This is a genomic window from Sphingopyxis sp. (assembly GCF_034380315.1).
In the GTDB taxonomy this organism is placed as follows: Bacteria; Pseudomonadota; Alphaproteobacteria; order Sphingomonadales; family Sphingomonadaceae; genus Sphingopyxis.
The window spans coordinates 118,607-134,370 of the sequence record NZ_JAXMPB010000008.1; the positions used below are offsets into that span (position 1 = coordinate 118,607).

Genomic DNA, 15,764 nt, shown 5'->3' on the forward strand with positions numbered 1-15,764 from the left:
GCGATGGTGGCCAGGGCGGACTTCGAACATAGCGACGGCGCTGGTGGTGCCGAGGTTCGCTTCACCGGTCGGCTGACGCTCGCCCGGCTCGGCGACGTGCCCGAACGTCTTGATTCGCTGGGAGCTATTTCCAGCCTCGATCTGTCGTCGATCGACCGCATCGACACCGTCGGGGCGTGGATCGTCACCCGCAGTGCGCGCGCGCATGGCGCAACCGTCACCGGCGCCAGCCCGGAGGCCCAGCGTCTGCTCGACGCGCTGGCCAGCGACACCAGCGAATATCGCGTTCACCGCGATCGCCGGTCGATGTGGATGCGCATGCTGGAGCAGGTCGGCACGGCCAGCGTTTCGATATGGCGCGAATTGATCGGCATCATCGATTTCTTTGGCGCGATGGTCATCGCGCTGTTCAATCAGATCCGAGCCCGACGCAGCATCCGATGGCACGCCATCGTCACGCGCTTCCAGACCGTCGGGGTCGACGCGCTGCCGATCATCGGCCTGATGAGCTTTCTGATCGGGATCGTCATCGCACAGCAAGGCGCCGTGCAGCTTCGCCAGTTCGGGCTGGAAGTGTTCACGATCAACCTGGTCGGGCGCGTGTCGATCCGCGAGCTGGGCCTGCTGATGACCGCGATCATGGTCGCGGGCCGATCAGGTTCGGCGTTCGCCGCCCAGATCGGGACGATGAAACTGACCGAAGAGGTCGATGCGATGCGCACGATCGGCGTATCGCCGATGGAAGCAATCGTGCTGCCGCGCGTCGCGGCCTCGACGATCACCATGCCACTGCTCGGCTTTTACGCCAGCATCTGTGCCATTATCGGTGGCGGCGTGTTTTGCTGGATCGGACTCGAGATTCCGCCGCTTACCTATATTCAGCGGCTGCGCGAAATCATCCCCATGACCGATTTCTGGGCAATGCTGATCAAGGCGCCGGTGTTCGGCATATTGATCGGCGTGACCGGCTGTTACGAAGGTATGCAGGTACGCCAGAACGCCGAGGAAGTGGGACAGCGCACGACCTCTGCCGTGGTCGCCGCTATTTTCCTGGTCATTGTGCTCGATGCCTTTTTTGCGGTCTTCTTTTCATCGATCGGCTGGAACTGATGAGCGAAGAAGAAGCTGAACTGATCGCCGAGGAACAGGCGGCGGCCGACGCAGTACGGCCCGAAAAGTTCGAATATGCGATCCGCGTCCGCGGCCTGGTCAACCGGTTCGGCGATGCGGTGATCCACGACCAGCTCGACCTCGACGTACGTTCGGGCGAGATATTGGGCGTGGTCGGCGGATCGGGCACCGGAAAATCGGTTTTGATGCGGTCGATCATCGGGCTCCAGATCCCCGCGGCCGGCGAAATCGAAGTCTATGGCAAGACGCTCGACGCGATCACCAATGAAGAGGAATCGCGCGACCTCCGCCGCCGCTGGGGCGTGATGTTCCAAGGCGGCGCGCTGTTTTCGACGCTGAGTGTCGCGGAAAATATCCAGGTGCCGCTGCGCGAATATTATCCGCGCATGGATCAAACGCTGCTCGACGAAATTGCCGCTTACAAGGTCGCGATGGTCGGGCTTCCCCCCGATGCGGGACCGAAATTCCCGGCCGAACTATCGGGCGGCATGGTCAAACGCGCCGGCCTCGCGCGGGCTCTGGCGCTCGACCCGGCGCTCTTGTTCCTCGACGAGCCAACCGCCGGCCTTGACCCCATCGGCGCGTCCAAGTTCGACGAACTGATCCGCGAGCTTGCCGACACGATGGGATTGACGGTCTTTCTGATCACCCACGACCTCGATTCGCTATATGCGACATGCGACCGCGTCGCGGTGCTCGCGGAAAAGAAGGTGATAGCGGTGGGCACCATTCCGGAACTGCTTGCCACCAAGCATCCCTGGATACAGGACTATTTTAACGGCCCGCGCGGACGCGCCGCGGCGGGTTGCAATCAGGCCGCCGAGCGGCCGGACAGGAAAAGCTGATGGAAACGCGCTCGAACAATGTCGTGGTCGGGGCCTTCGTCCTCTTCTTTACCGTTGCGCTCGCAATCTTCGTCGTATGGCTTGCCAATGACAGCGGCGGGGCGAAACGCGAATATGACATCTTCTTCAAACAGTCGGTCGACGGTTTGAACAAGGGCGCGCAGGTGCAGTTTTCCGGCGTCCCGGTCGGGCAAGTACGCCAGATCGAACTATGGCGCGACGACCCGCAATTCGTGCGCGTGCGCATCGAGGTCGAGGAACAGGTGCCGATCCTGCAGGGAACGACCGCCGCGCTGGAAGGCGTCGGCTTTACTGGCGTGTCGCAAATCTCGCTCGACGGCGCAGTCAAGGGCGCCCCGCCGATCACCGACAAGGGGCCTGCTGGCAAGCCGGTGATCCCCAACCGGGTCGGCGGCCTCGGCGAACTGCTCAACACCGCGCCGCAATTGCTCCAGCGTCTTTCGACGCTGACCGAACGGCTGGCCGAACTCGCCGATGATGAAAATCAGGCGAGCTTTTCGGCGATCCTGAAGAATGTCGAACAATCGACCGCGATCCTGGCGCGCAACGGCCCGGCGCTTGAAAAGGCGCTCGCCGACACGCGCATCGCCATTCAGCAGACCGGCACCGCCGCCGAACAGATCGGCAATCTCGCCGCCGCGACACAGGGGACGATCGACCGCAATGTCGATCCCGCCATGCGAAACCTGCGCGATACGCTGGCATCGGCCAATGCGTCGATGAAAACGCTGGAATCGGCGATCGCCGACGCCCGGCCTGGCCTCCAGACCTTCAGCGAGACGACCATTCCCGAAGCCAATGCGCTGATCCGCGATTTGCGCCGTACCTCTTCCTCGCTGTCGAGCCTGACAGACAAGCTCGACCAGCAGGGCGCGGGTGCGGTCATCGGCGGCGCCAAGCTGCCTGACTATAAACGATAAGGATGCCGACCATGATCCGCCGCCTGTCCGTCCCGATGCTCGCCGCGGCGAGTGCGCTCGCCCTGTCCGCCTGCGTCAGCCTGGGTGGCAAACCCCCACCCTTTCTGCTGACGCTCGACGCCGATGCCGCCCCCGCCGCCGGACAAGCGCGCTCGTCGACGGCCCAAACCCCGCTCACCATCCTGATCCCGACCGCGCCGCAAAAATTGCGCACGCAGCGTATTCCGGTGCAACAGGATGACAGCAGCATCGCCTATGTAAAGGAAGCCCAGTGGGTCGAAGCGCCGCAGCGGCTCTTCCAGCGGCTACTCTCCGAAACGATCGCCGCCAGCAGTGCGCGCGTCGTCATGGACGAGGGGCAGTATCTTGCCGCCCCCGGCGATCAGCTCGCCGGGCAATTGATGGAATTCGGCGTCGATGCTCGAACGAACGAGGCCGTCGTCGCCTATCAGGCGATGCTGGTGTCCGCCGAAGGCAAGGCAGTGACGCAGCAACGGTTCGAAGTCCGCGAACCCATTGCCGGAAAGGTCGAGGCAAAGCCCGTCGGCGAAGCACTGGCCCGCGCGGCGAACAAGGTTGCGGCCGATGTCGCGGGTTGGGTGGGCGGCTGACCCGCTTGCCAAGCCGCGCCGGGGCGCCTATCGGCACCGGCGCGCACGGCCTCTTTCGGGTTTCCGGTCTGCGCCTTCCCGACGAGCCCGCCGACCGGAAAGGACTCGCTCGTGGGATGGATCATCCTCGCCATCGCCGTTTTCACTGAAATCTGCTGGGCCCTCAGCCTGAAATGGGCAGCAACGCTCGGGACATGGCAAGCCTCCGTCGTTCCGATCACGCTCAGTTTTCTCAATATGGCGCTGCTCGCTTTTGCCATGCGCGAAATTTCGGCAGGAACCGCCTATGCAATCTGGACCGGGCTGGGCGCGGTCGGCGTCATCATCGGCGGCACCATATTCTTTGGCGAAAAGGTAAGCACGGTGCAGGCCGGATTCATGACACTGATCGTGATCGGCGTGGTCGGGACGAAGTTATTCGCGTCAAACTGACGAGATACCCGCGCTATCTCCACCCACTTATCCCGAGCGACCAGCAAGGAAAATCGCACGATGGAATATTCTGAGGCCAGCCTGAGCGCTGCGCACCGCCATTCGAGTCGGCATCGCGCCGAACTTGAGCGCAGCGACCGCTGCGGCTGTTTCCACTGCGGCGCCGGTTTTGCCTTCGACGCCATCACCGAATGGATCGCGGATGAGGCGGGCAGCGCATTATGCCCGCACTGCGGCATCGACGCCGTTCTCGGCTCCGCGTCGGGTTACCCGGTCGGCGATCCCGCTTTCCTGGCCGCGATGCGCCGACGCTGGTTCGGATAAGGGGCGGCGGCGGCCTTAGCCGGCCAGGCTTTTCGACGCCTGTTCGGTCACGTCGCGCGAAAGGCCCGGCTGCGCAAGGATGCGCTCAAGCTCTGTCCTCATCAGCGCTTGCCGCGCCTCGTCAAAGCGCTTCCAGCGACCGAGCGGCGGGATGAGCCGTGCCGCCGTCTGCGGATTTTTGGGATCGAGCGCAATGACCAAATCCGCAAGCAGACGATATCCCGCGCCATCGGCCTGGTGAAAGGCCGCCTGGTTCGCTGCAAAGGCGCCATAGAGCGCACGAACGCGATTGGGGTTCGCCAAGGTGAAGTCAGGGTGGCGGGCCAGCGCCTCGACCGCAGCGACGGTATCGCCGCGCTGCGACCAGGCCTGCACCTGGAACCATTTGTCGAGCACCAGCGGATTGTCGCGATAACGCTGATAGAAAATATCGAGTGCGTGGGCGCGCTCGTCGCTGTCGCCATGCGCCAGCGTCGCCAGCGCGGCCTGCCGCTCGGTCATCCCGTCGGCCGCAGAAAAGATGTCGAACGCGAGCACGGCGGCATCGACAACACCGGCTGCGGCCAGATAGGAAAGGGCGACACCGCGCAGGCGGCGGCGCCCCTTTGCCGTCGGCGACAGGTCGGTCGCGGGCGGTACGACCCCGGCCAGAATGGCGCGCCATTCGCTTTCGAGTGCAGCACCGATCGCCGCCTGCAACGCCATCCGCGCTTGGCGGATCGCATCGGGATCGACCGTCACCATCTGGTCGCCGACAAAGGCCTCGCTGGGCAGCAAGAGCGCCTCCGCGACGAAAGCCGGGTCTTCGTCCGCCCCGCCCAGCGTTCCTCGCACCGCCTCGATCACCGCCGGCGCATCGCCTGGCTCGCCCGAAACCGCGGCGACCAGCGTGTCGAGCATCAGTTGCTGGAGCGCTTCATAGCGGGCGAAGGGATCATCGTCATGCGCCGCGAGCCAGGCGAGTTCACCCGGCGCGCGTTCGAAATCGACGATCACCGGGGCCGAAAAGCCGCGGTTGACCGATAGTGCGGGCCGCGCGGCGAAACGGCCGAGCGGCACCCGCTGTACCGCGTCGGTCAGCACCACCAGCGTATCGGCGAGCGCCGCACCGCTGCCGTCCATCGCAAAGGCGGCAAGGCGCAGCGGCATCATCATCGGCACCTTGTCGGGCTGCCCCGGCGTCGGCGGCACCGTCTGGGTGATGTCGAGAACCCATTCCTCCCCCTGCTGCGTCAGCGCGAGGTGCAGCTTCGGCGTCCCGGCCTGTTCGTACCAGCGACGAAACTGACCCAGGTCGATGCCGCCCCCCTCTTCCATCGCGCGCACGAAATCCTCGCAGGTGGCGGCGTCGCCATCGTGACGGTCGAAATACAGATCGCTGCCGCGCCGAAACCGTTCAGGGCCGAGCAACGTCGCTATCATGCGGATGATCTCCGCTCCCTTGTTATAGATGGTCGCGGTGTAGAAGTTCGATATTTCCTGATAGCTGTCGGGCCGGATCGGGTGCGCGAGCGGCCCCGCATCCTCCGGAAATTGCGCGGCACGCAGCAGGCGGACATCCTCGATCCGCTTGACCGGCGGCGACCCCATGGCCGCCGAAAAACTCTGGTCGCGATAGACGGTGAAACCTTCCTTCAGCGACAGCTGGAACCAGTCGCGGCAGGTAACGCGATTGCCCGACCAATTGTGGAAATATTCGTGCGCAACGACGCCCTCGACGCCGTCATAGTCCACATCCGTCGCTGTGTCGGGATCGGCGAGAATATAGCGGGTATTGAAGACATTGAGCCCCTTGTTCTCCATCGCCCCCATGTTGAAATCACTGACCGCGACGATGTTGAACAGGTCGAGATCATATTCGCGGCCATAAACGTCTTCATCCCATTTCATGCTGTGCTTGAGCGCGTCCATCGCATGATGGGTGCGATCGAGGTCGCCCTCGCGCACCCAGATGCCAAGCTCTACCCGGCGACCCGACGCGGTGGTGAAATGGTCGCGGTTGACGACAAGATCGCCCGCGACGAGCGCGAAAAGATAGCTCGGCTTGGGCCACGGATCTTCCCACAGCGCCCAATGTCGGCCGCCCTCTCCGTCGCCCGCCGCGATGCAATTGCCGTTCGAGAGCAGGATCGGAAAAAGCGCCTTGTCGCCTTCCATCCGCACCTTGTAGCGGCTGAGCACGTCGGGACGATCAGGGTGAAAGGTGATGCGGCGAAAACCCTCGGCCTCGCATTGGGTGCACAGCATGTTGTTCGAAGCATAAAGCCCCATCAACTGGCTGTTCGCGGCGGGGTTGATACATGTATCGACCTCCACCACTGCGGCGGCGCGGTCGCCGAGGTCGACGATCAGGTCGGGGCCGTTCATCTGCCAGCCGTTCCACACCTCGCCATCGACGCGCACCGCCTGCGGCCGGATATCGTCGCCGCGCAGAACAAGTGCCGAAGGCACCTCTGCGGCGCGCACCACCGAAAGAGCCGCCGTGACCCGCGTTTCGTCGATCCCCAGAGCAAAATCGAGCGCGATATCGGGCATCTGCCATTCGGGCGGACGATAATCGCCGCGATGGATGGTGACGGGAATGGCGGGAACGGAGGAAGCGTCGGTCATAGATGCGGTCTAGGCGCGGCGCCGCAACCGCGCAATAAGGGGCGCAATGGGACATATGGTGATTTTCGGGCTCGGCTATGCGGCGGGGCATGTGGCGAACCGCTTGATCGCACGCGGGTGGGAGGTGACCGGCACGACGCGCGGCGGGGGCGACGGCTGCCTCGCCTTTGACGACCGAAACGCCGTGCTCGCGGCGCTGCGTTCGGCGACGCATATCCTGTCCTCGGTCCCGCCGTCGGACGGCTGCGACCCGGTGCTCGACCTGTATGGCGAGGCGGTCGCGCTCGCCCCGGCGCGCTGGGTCGGCTATCTTTCCTCCACCGGCGTCTATGGCGATACGGGTGGCGCATGGGTCGATGAAAGCGCCCCCGTCAAGGGCCGCCGCCAGGACCGCAATGCCGCCGATGCCGCCTGGTCGGCGCTGCGCGGCGATATGCGCGTCTTTCGCCTGCCCGGCATCTATGGTCCCGGCCGATCGATTCTCGATCGCATAAGCGAAGGCCGCGCGCATCGCATCGCCCTTCCCGACCAGATATTCAGCCGCATCCATGTCGACGACATCGCGGGGGGCATCACCGCATCCTTTGGTGGGCCGCCGGGCATCTATAACCTCTCCGACGAGGCCCCATGCCATCAAAATTGCATCGTCGAGTGGGGCTGCGCAATGCTGGGGGTGCCTTTGCCGCCGCTTCAAAGCCTCGACGAAGCGGGTCTGTCGCCCGCCGCGCGCGCCTTTTATGCAGAGAACCGCCGTGTCGCGAACGGCAAGGCGAAACGGCTGCTCGGCTGGACGCCGCGCTTCGCGACCTATCGCGAGGGACTGGCCGCCTGCCGCTAACCCGCTGGAGCCGCGGCATTCGATCCGGCGCGGAGCCTAGGCGCCCGGCCCTTCATAGGCTTCGACGATGCGGCCGACAATCGGGTGGCGGACGACGTCGGCGCTGGTGAAGCGGCTGACGTTGATGCCTTCGAGCCCCTCGAGCCGTGCCACCGCATCGGCAAGGCCCGAGGTCGCGGGCATCGGCAGATCGACCTGTTTCGGATCGCCGCAGATCACCATGCGGCTGTTCATCCCGAACCGGGTCAGGAACATCTTCATCTGCGGAATCGTCGTATTTTGCGCCTCGTCCAGGATGATGAAGGCGTCGGCCAGCGTGCGGCCGCGCATGAAGGCGAGCGGCGCAATCTCGATCTCGCCGCTCGCAATGCGGCGCTCGACCTGCTCGGCGGGCAGGCAGTCGTGGAGTGCGTCGTAGAGCGGACGCAGATAGGGATCGACCTTTTCCTTCATGTCGCCCGGCAGGAAACCCAGCTTTTCGCCTGCTTCGACCGCGGGGCGCGAGAGGATCAGCCGCTGGACGCTACCGGTGATGAGCTGCGCCACCGCCTGCGCCACCGCAAGATAGGTTTTGCCGGTGCCCGCCGGGCCAAGCGCGAAAATGACGTCGTCACGCGCCAGGGCCTGCATATAGGGAACCTGCGACGGCGCGCGCGGAACGATCGTCTTCTTGCGGGTGCGGATCATCACCGGCGGCGCTTCGTCCTTGTCGTGGCGGATGATGCCGTCAAGCGTCGGCTGTGCCGACATGGCGATCACACCATCGACCATCCCGGCATCAATCTCTTCTCCGCGTTCGATCCGGCCATAAAGATCGGTCAACACGTCGCGGGCGCGGGCGGCGGCTTCGGCCTCGCCCTCGATCTGGACGCGGTTTCCTCGTGCCGAAATATAGACGCCAAGGCGATTTTCGATGGCGACGAGATTGCGGTCGAATTCGCCGAAAAGAATGCCGAGCAGCTGCGTTCGTTCAAATTCGGCCGTCAATCGGACGCGGTCGCCAGGTTCGGCGGGGGAGGCAGCGGTCAGCGGGCGTTTCGACACGTGGGCAGATCTCCTAGCTTGAAGACATAAACTGTGTACTCCCGCGAAGGCGGGAGTCCAGAGCGGGACGTTCGTGCTGTAGCGCAATATGCTCCCACCGACGCGGGATCGCGCGCGGTGCCAGGTGCACTAGCCAATCTCGGCCATCAGCGGTTCGGCGCCCAGACTGTTGGGGCCTGCCGACGTGATGCGGACATCGATCATGTCGCCGATCGCGAGGCCCGGCGCGGTGACATGCACCGATTGCAGCCAGGGCGATTTGCCGATCAGCTGGCCCTCGCGCTTTCCCGTCCGTTCAAGGAGCAGGCGGGTCGTGCGTCCGACCGTCGCGCTGTTGAACGCCTGTTGCTGCTCGTTGAGCAGCGCCTGAAGTCGCTGAAGCCGATCATTCATCACCGCTTCGTCGACCTGCTCGTCCATCGTCGCGGCCGGGGTGCCGGGGCGGCGCGAATATTTGAAGCTGTATGCCATCGCGTAATTGGTCGCCCGCACGATGGCGAGCGTCGCGTCGAAATCTTCGTCGCTCTCCCCCGGGAACCCAACGATGAAATCACCCGAAATCGCGATGTCGGGGCGCACGGCGCGGACACGCTCGATGATCCGCAAATAGCTGTCGACCGTGTGGCTGCGGTTCATCGCGGCCAGAATGCGGTCGCTGCCCGCCTGCACCGGCAGGTGAAGGAATGGCATCAGCTTTTCAACCTCGCCATGGGCCGCGATCAACCCGTCGGTCATGTCATTGGGATGGCTGGTGGTATAGCGGATGCGTTCGAGGCCATCCTCGCTTGCCAGCGCGCGGATCAGCCCGTCGAGGCCGATAGCCCGTCCCTTGTCGTCTTCCCCGTCCCAGGCGTTCACATTCTGGCCGAGCAAGGTGATTTCACGAACGCCGCCGGCAACCAGCGCGCGCGCCTCGGCGATCAGGTCGGCGAAAGGACGGCTGATTTCCGCGCCGCGGGTATAGGGAACGACGCAATAGGTGCAGAATTTGTCGCAGCCCTCCTGCACGGTCAGAAAGGCGGTAGGACGCTGCCCCCCGGCGCGCTTCGGCAACGCGCCGAATTTGCTGTCCACCGGCATATCGAGGTCGATCGCCTTTTCGCCCTTTTCCGCGCGCGCGATCAGATCGGGCAGGCGATGATAGGCTTGCGGGCCAACGACGACATCGACGCTCGGCGCCCGGCGGGCAATTTCCGCGCCTTCGGCCTGCGCGACACAGCCCGCGACCGCGATCGTCGGGCGGCTGCCGTCCTCGCGCTTCAGCCGGCCGATATCCGAATAGACTTTTTCCGCTGCCTTTTCACGGATGTGGCAGGTGTTGAGGACGACGAGATCGGCGTCACCTCCCTCGGCGGCGGGCACATATCCCTGTGCACCCAGCATTTCCGCCATGCGCTCGCCGTCATAGACGTTCATCTGGCAGCCGAAGGATTTGACGTGAAAGGTTTTGGGGGAGTCGGATTTCATCGGCGCGCTATAGGCGAAGCGACGCCGCGGCGGAAGGGTGCGCGGTCGCCGCCATGCAACCCGAGATCGCGGCGCGGGCCGCTTCGCTCAACGCCTTGCGATCCTGTTCGACCGCGTCGGGGAGTGGATCGAGATAATGGATGGTGAGCGCTATCGGACGCTTGCGCGCGAGCAGTCGCTTGAAATTGTCTAGCCCCGATTCGGGGTCGAGCCAGGCGACATCGGGCGCCTCGACGCCGTAATCTAGAAGCACGGGTTGGACCTGGAGCCGCGGCGGCGTTGGGATCACGGCTTGCAGAAGCGCGGGACGAAAAGGCAAAAGTCCGTCGCCCGGCCCCGTCGTACCTTCCGGAAACAGCGTCACCGGACGGCCCCGCGCCAACGCGACCCGCAGACTATCGGCCTGGTTGTGAATCTCCCGCTTCGCCTCGCGCTGAACATAAATAGTGTGATTCTGGTCGGCGAGCCAACCGACAAGCGGCGTCGTCCCGACCTCCGCCTTCGAAACGAAAGCCGAGCGCGCCGCGCCGCCCAGCGCCAATATGTCGAGCCAGCTGACATGGTTCGACACGAACAGCACATCGCGCCGCAGCCGCGTACCGGTGGTGCGGATGCGCAGCCCGGCGATCCAGCCCACTGCATTCAAAAAAGCCATGACCATCGGCGACGGACGACCGACAGCGCGATAGCAAAGGTGCGGGACGATCAGAAAAACAAGCGCCAGCACCATCAGCAAAAGGCGCGCGACAACGCGCCACGTAATGCGGGCGGGTTCAGCCCTTGTCGCGACCGATGGCGACACCATAAAGCTCCATGCGATGATCGACGAGGCGATAGCCGAGGCGTTCGGCGATAACCTTTTGCAACGCCTCCAGCTCCGGATCGACGAATTCGATCACCTTGCCGGTTTCGACATCGATCAGATGGTCGTGATGCGCCTCGGGCGCGGCTTCATAACGCGAGCGGCCGTCGCCGAAGTCATGACGGTCGAGGATACCCGCTTCCTCGAACAGCCGCACGGTACGGTAAACGGTCGCAATCGAAATGCCGCTGTCGATCGCCGATGCACGCTCATAGAGGGTTTCGACGTCGGGGTGATCCTGCGATTCAGAAATCACGCGCGCGATCACGCGGCGCTGTTCGGTGATGCGCAGCCCCTTTTCATGGCAAAGGGCTTCTAGGTCGATGGTACCGGACATGCGGGCCTTTCCTGCATTCAGCAGTCGTGTCGTTATCTTGTCACCTCTGTATAGGGTTAGCGCGCCCATAGAACAAGGGCGGCACCAATGGCGCCGCCCCCTTCTACCCCGTGGACGAGGTGATTATGGATGCAGGAAAGCTCAGGCCTTCTTGCGCTTGCGACCGCCGCCGCGGCCCTTGGTTCCAAGACCGATCTGCTTCGCCAGTTCGCGGCGCTTTTCGGCATAGTTCGGCGCGACCATCGGGTAATCGGCAGGAAGCCCCCACTTCGCGCGATAATCCTCGGGCGTCATTCCATAATGCGTCATCAGGTGGCGACGCAGCATTTTCAGCTTCTTGCCGTCCTCCAGACACACAATATGGTCGGGCTTCACCGATGCGCGGATCGAAACCGCCGGGACCGGCTTTTCTTCCTCAACCACTTCGGTTCCAAGCGCCGACAGAGCCGCATGGACATTGTTGATGATCAGCGCGAGATCCGAGATCGCGACACTGTTGTTGCTGACATGTGCGGCGACAATATCCGCCGTCAGCGTGACGAGCATTTCATTGCTATCGGCCTGTTCCGACATAAGACCATTCCTTTTATTCTGAGACCGGCTTTTGCTTTGGTTATCGTTGGGAGTTATGCCCCCGTCCGACTTGATGCCATTCTGGCAGCAATTTCGCAACGCCAGTTTTGCTAATTATCATTCAAAATTGTCCTTCGACGCATGGTAATTGCGTCCCGCAGGACACCATCTTTTCCCTTATAATAAGATGGCCGACGCCCACATTCAGAAAATCCGGCGCCATTATAAAGATATACCGCATCATTGTCAGCGCGCATCTCGAGGAAATAGTCATCGGCGCCATGCTCATGCGCCCAATTCTGCCAATCGGCCATCAAGCGTCTGCCGATCCCGTTTCCACGCCAGGCCGGGTCGACGGCCAGCAGCAACAGCTCGCTTTCCGGTCCGGCGATCCGCGCGGCATAGAATCCGCACGGCTGCTCCCCATCGCGAGCGAGGCCGACCCGCGCCGCAGGAAGCGCGAACAGCGTCAGCAATTGAGCCGCGCTCCACGCCTCGCCAAAAGCGGGGTCGAACGCCGCATCCATCACGCGCATCACGTCGCCGACATCACTGATCCGCGCCGCATCGAGCCGGATGTCGCCGCTCATGACACCGCCATCGGCTTGGCATCGGGCGCTCGCCCATAGATGGGCGATGGGTGATCGAAGCATGCCGTTTCGGGAAGACGCAAAAACGCCCGAGCGTCGGGAAGCAATGGCAAGGCGCGTCCAAACCCGCGACGCGCGACAAAGGCCTCCGCACGATTGCCTATGATCAGCGCATCCTGCTCCAATATCGCGGCATCGGGGACCAGCGACCGGACATTCTGGCGCGGCATCAGATCAGCGGCGAAGGGCTGCACAAACCATTGCCCGTGCCCGCCTTCCATCACCACCAGCGCTCCATCCGCCGCCGCAATCTCATCTGCGGCGACCGCCGCGACCAGCGTCAGCGTGGAAAAGCCGCGCACCGACGCGCTCCAGCCGAGCGCCAGTCCGCGCGCCGCGGCGACACCAATGCGAACCCCTGCAAAGCTGCCTGGGCCACAACCCACAAATATCTGGTCTGCGCGGCCACCATTCGCCAGTTCCGCAACAAGCGGCACGAGCCGTTCGGCATGACCGCGACCGATCACATCATGCCGATGATCGATCAGCATGCCGTCGTCGAACAAGGCGACCGAACAGGCTTCGCTGGCGGAATCGAGGACAAGGGACCGCATCGCGAAAAGCGCCGCCCGTTCAGTCGATGCGATTGAAGCGCGCGAAGTCGGGGCGCGGACTGCGCTCAAAAATGCTGGCGGGATCGCCATAGCCGAGCGTCGTAATGAAATTGCTCTTCACCATGGGCTGATCGGCGAAGAAAGCCGCATCGACCGCGGCATTATCGAATCCGGACATCGGCCCCGTATCGAGCCCCAACGCCCGCGCCGCCAGGATGAAATAGCCGCCCTGCAAGCTGCTGTTGCGAAAGGCCGTCGTTTCCGCCAGCACCTGATTGCCCGTGAACCAACTGCGCGCGTCGGTATGCGGAAACAGGTCGGGCAGATGTTCGAAAAACTCCTGATCCATCCCGATGATCGCAGTCACCGGCGCCTGCAATATCTTCTCGCCGTTCGACGGCATCGACAATGCCGCCAGCTTTTGCTTTGCCGCATCGGACACGCACCAGACGATCCGCGCCGGCAGGCTGTTCGCGCTGGTCGGGCCAAATTTCATCAGGTCCCAGATGGCATGCAATTGCGCCTCGCTCACCGGCTTGTCGAGATAGCCGTTATAGGTGCGCGCAGTGCGAAACAATTGGTCGAGGGCGCTATCGGAAAGCGGCTCGCTCATCGGGGTATTCTCCTGTCTCGAATTCGTCAGACGGCGTGAACGGCCGTCACCTCTGGCACATAATGTTTCAGCAAGGCCTCGATGCCATTTTTCAACGTCGCGGTCGAGGAGGGGCACCCGGCGCACGCGCCCTGCATCTTCAGATAGACATTGCCCTTGTCGAACCCGCGATAAACGATGTCCCCGCCATCATTGGCCACTGCGGGACGCACGCGCGTCTCGATCAATTCCTTGATCTGCTCGATGATGTCGGCGTCCGCCGGGTCGTCGGCAAAGCCGCCATCGGTTTCCGGAGGAACGGCGATGCCGGCGGCGCTCGCGGGGTGAAACAGCGGCAGATCAGCCAGGAAATGATCCATGACGATGCCGAGTATGTCTGGCTTCACATCGCTCCACGCCGCGCCAGGCGCGATGGTCACCGAAATGAAATCGCGACCGAAGAAAACGCCGGTGACATCGCCCAGCGTAAAGAGCGCCGTGGCGAGCGGCGATGCCTCGGCCTCTTCCGGGGTCGCAAAATCACGAGTCCCCGCCTCCATCACCGCCCTGCCGGGCAGGAATTTCAGCGTTGCGGGGTTGGGCGTCGATTCGGTTTCGATCAGCATGGGGCGCATGTGGGCGCGCGGCGCCCTTTGTGCAACCCGCAAGCGGCGCTAAACGTGCCCGATGCGCCGCTTCCGACATTTCGCTGCAATCGACTGGTCCGGCGCACGCGGCGCGCGCCAACCCGGCATCGCCATCGCGGCGATGAGTGACGGGGCCGCGCCGGCGCTGGTACGCCCCCGTCATGTCTGGTCGCGCGCCGAGGCGCTCAACTGGCTCGAATCGATTGCACGTTCGGGCGAAGACACGCTGATCGGTGTCGATTTCTCGGCAGCATTCGCATTTGCCGACCATGGCGCCTATTTCCCGGGCTGGGACACGAGCCCCGCCAGCATGCCCGCCTTGTGGGCACTGGTGGAGCGCCTGAGTGCAGCAGATCCGCATTTTGAAATCGGCAGCTTTCTGGCGCATCCCGAAGCCCGCCGGCATTTCCGGCACGCACGCGGCGACGTCGGCGATCGTTTCGAGGCAGGCACCGGGCGCCTGCGGCTGGTCGAGCGATATCAGCGCGACAGCCGCCAGGCCGCAAGTGTGAGCAATTTCAATCTGATCGGCGCAGCGCAGGTCGGCAAGGCAAGCCTGACGGGCATGCGCCTGTTGCATCGCCTGCGCGGCCATATGCCCTTCTGGCCGCTCGATCCGGTTCCGGCCACGGGACCGCTGATCGTCGAAATCTATACCAGCCTTGCCGCACGCGCCGCAGGGGTTCGGGCGGGGCGGAGCAAGATTCGCGACGGACAAGCGCTCGACACAGCCCTGTCCGCTTTGGGCGCTCCTCGGGTCGGGATCATCGGCCCCATTCGCGACCATGACAGCGACGCGCTGCTCTCCGCCGCCTGGCTGCGCACGATCGCACACGACCCGGCCCCTTGGTCCCCCGCCCCACTCACCAGCGCAATCGCACGTACGGAGGGCTGGACCTTCGGGATCAAATGAACGGATTTTCCGGCATCCTGCATTTTCGCAAAAGTCGGATATTCCCAAATGCCCCAAAAATGCTCTAGGGGGCAGTCAGCGCCGGCTTAGCTCAGTTGGTAGAGCAACCGCCTTGTAAGCGGTAGGTCGTCAGTTCGAGTCTGACAGCCGGCACCACATGACCCGCAAAAAATGCGATTTTCTCGCATTTTTGTAGATTTTCCGGTATCACCGTTCGCATCGGCGGTTCCAGCTTTTCTCCGTTTGCTCCTAACCGGAACAGCTCAGTAGGGTCGAATAGAAAGAGCCATACCGGGCTGAAAACACGGAACAAGACCGTCAGACAAAGCGAGCGCGGCTACAAACGCCGAAATCGCATTGGAATCATGTTCAGCTTCATCATTGAGGTAACGT

18 protein-coding genes and 1 tRNA gene are annotated in these 15,764 nt (G+C 63.5%); 9 read left to right on the forward strand and 10 right to left on the reverse strand.

From position 1 onward, the window contains the following. Positions 1 to 3: 3 nt before the first annotated feature. The 6 genes from U0S50_RS14900 (at position 4) to U0S50_RS14925 (ending at position 4,284) form a co-directional block, all read left to right on the forward strand. Complete coding sequence (locus U0S50_RS14900) at positions 4 to 1,110, forward strand: ABC transporter permease (RefSeq protein WP_322309525.1); 1,107 nt, start codon at positions 4 to 6, stop codon at positions 1,108 to 1,110. Next, positions 1,110 to 1,976, forward strand: coding sequence for an ABC transporter ATP-binding protein (locus U0S50_RS14905; protein ID WP_322309526.1), 867 nt, complete (start codon positions 1,110 to 1,112; stop codon positions 1,974 to 1,976). Before U0S50_RS14900 ends, U0S50_RS14905 begins: the two co-directional genes overlap by 1 nt. After that, entirely contained in the window at positions 1,976 to 2,917 is a 942-nt protein-coding gene (locus U0S50_RS14910; RefSeq protein WP_322309527.1) for an MlaD family protein, read from the forward strand. Before U0S50_RS14905 ends, U0S50_RS14910 begins: the two co-directional genes overlap by 1 nt. A gap of 11 nt (positions 2,918 to 2,928) precedes the next feature. Continuing rightward, positions 2,929 to 3,528 (forward strand): ABC-type transport auxiliary lipoprotein family protein, encoded by a 600-nt coding sequence (locus U0S50_RS14915; RefSeq protein WP_322309528.1) that lies wholly within the window; start codon positions 2,929 to 2,931, stop codon positions 3,526 to 3,528. Between the two features lie 111 nt (positions 3,529 to 3,639). Further along, positions 3,640 to 3,960 carry a multidrug efflux SMR transporter gene (locus tag U0S50_RS14920; protein WP_322309529.1) on the forward strand — a complete coding sequence of 107 codons (321 nt, stop codon included), beginning with the start codon at positions 3,640 to 3,642 and terminating at the stop codon, positions 3,958 to 3,960. A 60-nt stretch (positions 3,961 to 4,020) separates the two neighbouring features. After that, positions 4,021 to 4,284: a hypothetical protein gene (locus tag U0S50_RS14925; protein ID WP_322309530.1), complete on the forward strand. Its 264-nt coding sequence runs from the start codon at positions 4,021 to 4,023 to the stop codon at positions 4,282 to 4,284. Positions 4,285 to 4,299: 15 nt separating this feature from the next. Here U0S50_RS14925 and pepN read toward each other — a convergent pair whose 3' ends face one another. Continuing rightward, positions 4,300 to 6,894 (reverse strand): aminopeptidase N, encoded by a 2,595-nt coding sequence (pepN, locus tag U0S50_RS14930; RefSeq protein ID WP_322309531.1) that lies wholly within the window; start codon positions 6,892 to 6,894, stop codon positions 4,300 to 4,302. A 46-nt stretch (positions 6,895 to 6,940) separates the two neighbouring features. Between pepN and U0S50_RS14935 the strand changes: the two genes are divergently transcribed. After that, positions 6,941 to 7,732, forward strand: coding sequence for an SDR family NAD(P)-dependent oxidoreductase (locus U0S50_RS14935; RefSeq protein WP_322309532.1), 792 nt, complete (start codon positions 6,941 to 6,943; stop codon positions 7,730 to 7,732). Between the two features lie 36 nt (positions 7,733 to 7,768). Here U0S50_RS14935 and U0S50_RS14940 read toward each other — a convergent pair whose 3' ends face one another. The 9 genes from U0S50_RS14940 to U0S50_RS14980 all read right to left on the reverse strand — a co-directional run bounded on the left by U0S50_RS14940 (position 7,769) and on the right by U0S50_RS14980 (position 14,437). Further along, a complete protein-coding gene (locus U0S50_RS14940) occupies positions 7,769 to 8,776 on the reverse strand; it encodes a PhoH family protein (protein WP_416195001.1) in 1,008 nt (335 codons plus the stop codon). A gap of 129 nt (positions 8,777 to 8,905) precedes the next feature. After that, positions 8,906 to 10,243: a tRNA (N6-isopentenyl adenosine(37)-C2)-methylthiotransferase MiaB gene (miaB, locus tag U0S50_RS14945; RefSeq protein ID WP_322309533.1), complete on the reverse strand. Its 1,338-nt coding sequence runs from the start codon at positions 10,241 to 10,243 to the stop codon at positions 8,906 to 8,908. A 7-nt stretch (positions 10,244 to 10,250) separates the two neighbouring features. Beyond that, positions 10,251 to 11,048, reverse strand: coding sequence for a lysophospholipid acyltransferase family protein (locus tag U0S50_RS14950; protein ID WP_322309534.1), 798 nt, complete (start codon positions 11,046 to 11,048; stop codon positions 10,251 to 10,253). Further along, on the reverse strand, positions 11,017 to 11,442 hold the full coding sequence (locus U0S50_RS14955) for a Fur family transcriptional regulator (RefSeq protein ID WP_322309535.1): 426 nt from the start codon (positions 11,440 to 11,442) through the stop codon (positions 11,017 to 11,019). The genes U0S50_RS14950 and U0S50_RS14955 overlap by 32 nt, the downstream gene beginning before the upstream one ends. A gap of 141 nt (positions 11,443 to 11,583) precedes the next feature. Then, a complete protein-coding gene (locus tag U0S50_RS14960) occupies positions 11,584 to 12,015 on the reverse strand; it encodes a MucR family transcriptional regulator (RefSeq protein WP_322309536.1) in 432 nt (143 codons plus the stop codon). 110 nt (positions 12,016 to 12,125) lie between these two features. Further along, on the reverse strand, positions 12,126 to 12,605 hold the full coding sequence (locus U0S50_RS14965) for a GNAT family N-acetyltransferase (protein ID WP_322309537.1): 480 nt from the start codon (positions 12,603 to 12,605) through the stop codon (positions 12,126 to 12,128). Beyond that, positions 12,602 to 13,219 (reverse strand): tRNA (adenosine(37)-N6)-threonylcarbamoyltransferase complex dimerization subunit type 1 TsaB, encoded by a 618-nt coding sequence (gene tsaB / locus U0S50_RS14970; RefSeq protein ID WP_322309538.1) that lies wholly within the window; start codon positions 13,217 to 13,219, stop codon positions 12,602 to 12,604. Before tsaB ends, U0S50_RS14965 begins: the two co-directional genes overlap by 4 nt. A gap of 19 nt (positions 13,220 to 13,238) precedes the next feature. Continuing rightward, complete coding sequence (locus U0S50_RS14975) at positions 13,239 to 13,832, reverse strand: malonic semialdehyde reductase (RefSeq protein ID WP_322309539.1); 594 nt, start codon at positions 13,830 to 13,832, stop codon at positions 13,239 to 13,241. 26 nt (positions 13,833 to 13,858) lie between these two features. After that, positions 13,859 to 14,437: a NifU family protein gene (locus U0S50_RS14980; protein WP_322309540.1), complete on the reverse strand. Its 579-nt coding sequence runs from the start codon at positions 14,435 to 14,437 to the stop codon at positions 13,859 to 13,861. 61 nt (positions 14,438 to 14,498) lie between these two features. Here U0S50_RS14980 and U0S50_RS14985 point away from each other — a divergent pair, with 61 nt between their 5' ends. Both U0S50_RS14985 and U0S50_RS14990 read left to right on the forward strand, forming a co-directional pair. Then, positions 14,499 to 15,371, forward strand: a complete 873-nt coding sequence (locus tag U0S50_RS14985; RefSeq protein WP_322309541.1) for a hypothetical protein — start codon at positions 14,499 to 14,501, stop codon at positions 15,369 to 15,371. An 80-nt stretch (positions 15,372 to 15,451) separates the two neighbouring features. Continuing rightward, positions 15,452 to 15,527, forward strand: a tRNA-Thr gene (locus U0S50_RS14990). Positions 15,528 to 15,764: the final 237 nt, after the last annotated feature.

What these genes read in the sequence shown, in the direction of transcription:
- U0S50_RS14960 (WP_322309536.1), bottom strand. Translation starts at nt 12,015, where the DNA reads ATGTCGGAACAGGCCGATAGCAATGAAATGCTCGTCACGCTGACGGCG.
- pepN (WP_322309531.1), bottom strand. Translation starts at nt 6,894, where the DNA reads ATGACCGACGCTTCCTCCGTTCCCGCCATTCCCGTCACCATCCATCGC.
- U0S50_RS14965 (WP_322309537.1), bottom strand. Translation starts at nt 12,605, where the DNA reads ATGAGCGGCGACATCCGGCTCGATGCGGCGCGGATCAGTGATGTCGGC.
- U0S50_RS14900 (WP_322309525.1), top strand. Translation starts at nt 4, where the DNA reads ATGGTGGCCAGGGCGGACTTCGAACATAGCGACGGCGCTGGTGGTGCC.
- U0S50_RS14955 (WP_322309535.1), bottom strand. Translation starts at nt 11,442, where the DNA reads ATGTCCGGTACCATCGACCTAGAAGCCCTTTGCCATGAAAAGGGGCTG.
- U0S50_RS14985 (WP_322309541.1), top strand. Translation starts at nt 14,499, where the DNA reads ATGCGCCGCTTCCGACATTTCGCTGCAATCGACTGGTCCGGCGCACGC.
- U0S50_RS14975 (WP_322309539.1), bottom strand. Translation starts at nt 13,832, where the DNA reads ATGAGCGAGCCGCTTTCCGATAGCGCCCTCGACCAATTGTTTCGCACT.
- miaB (WP_322309533.1), bottom strand. Translation starts at nt 10,243, where the DNA reads ATGAAATCCGACTCCCCCAAAACCTTTCACGTCAAATCCTTCGGCTGC.
- U0S50_RS14925 (WP_322309530.1), top strand. Translation starts at nt 4,021, where the DNA reads ATGGAATATTCTGAGGCCAGCCTGAGCGCTGCGCACCGCCATTCGAGT.
- U0S50_RS14915 (WP_322309528.1), top strand. Translation starts at nt 2,929, where the DNA reads ATGATCCGCCGCCTGTCCGTCCCGATGCTCGCCGCGGCGAGTGCGCTC.
- U0S50_RS14980 (WP_322309540.1), bottom strand. Translation starts at nt 14,437, where the DNA reads ATGCTGATCGAAACCGAATCGACGCCCAACCCCGCAACGCTGAAATTC.
- U0S50_RS14905 (WP_322309526.1), top strand. Translation starts at nt 1,110, where the DNA reads ATGAGCGAAGAAGAAGCTGAACTGATCGCCGAGGAACAGGCGGCGGCC.
- tsaB (WP_322309538.1), bottom strand. Translation starts at nt 13,219, where the DNA reads ATGCGGTCCCTTGTCCTCGATTCCGCCAGCGAAGCCTGTTCGGTCGCC.
- U0S50_RS14935 (WP_322309532.1), top strand. Translation starts at nt 6,941, where the DNA reads ATGGGACATATGGTGATTTTCGGGCTCGGCTATGCGGCGGGGCATGTG.
- U0S50_RS14950 (WP_322309534.1), bottom strand. Translation starts at nt 11,048, where the DNA reads ATGGTGTCGCCATCGGTCGCGACAAGGGCTGAACCCGCCCGCATTACG.
- U0S50_RS14910 (WP_322309527.1), top strand. Translation starts at nt 1,976, where the DNA reads ATGGAAACGCGCTCGAACAATGTCGTGGTCGGGGCCTTCGTCCTCTTC.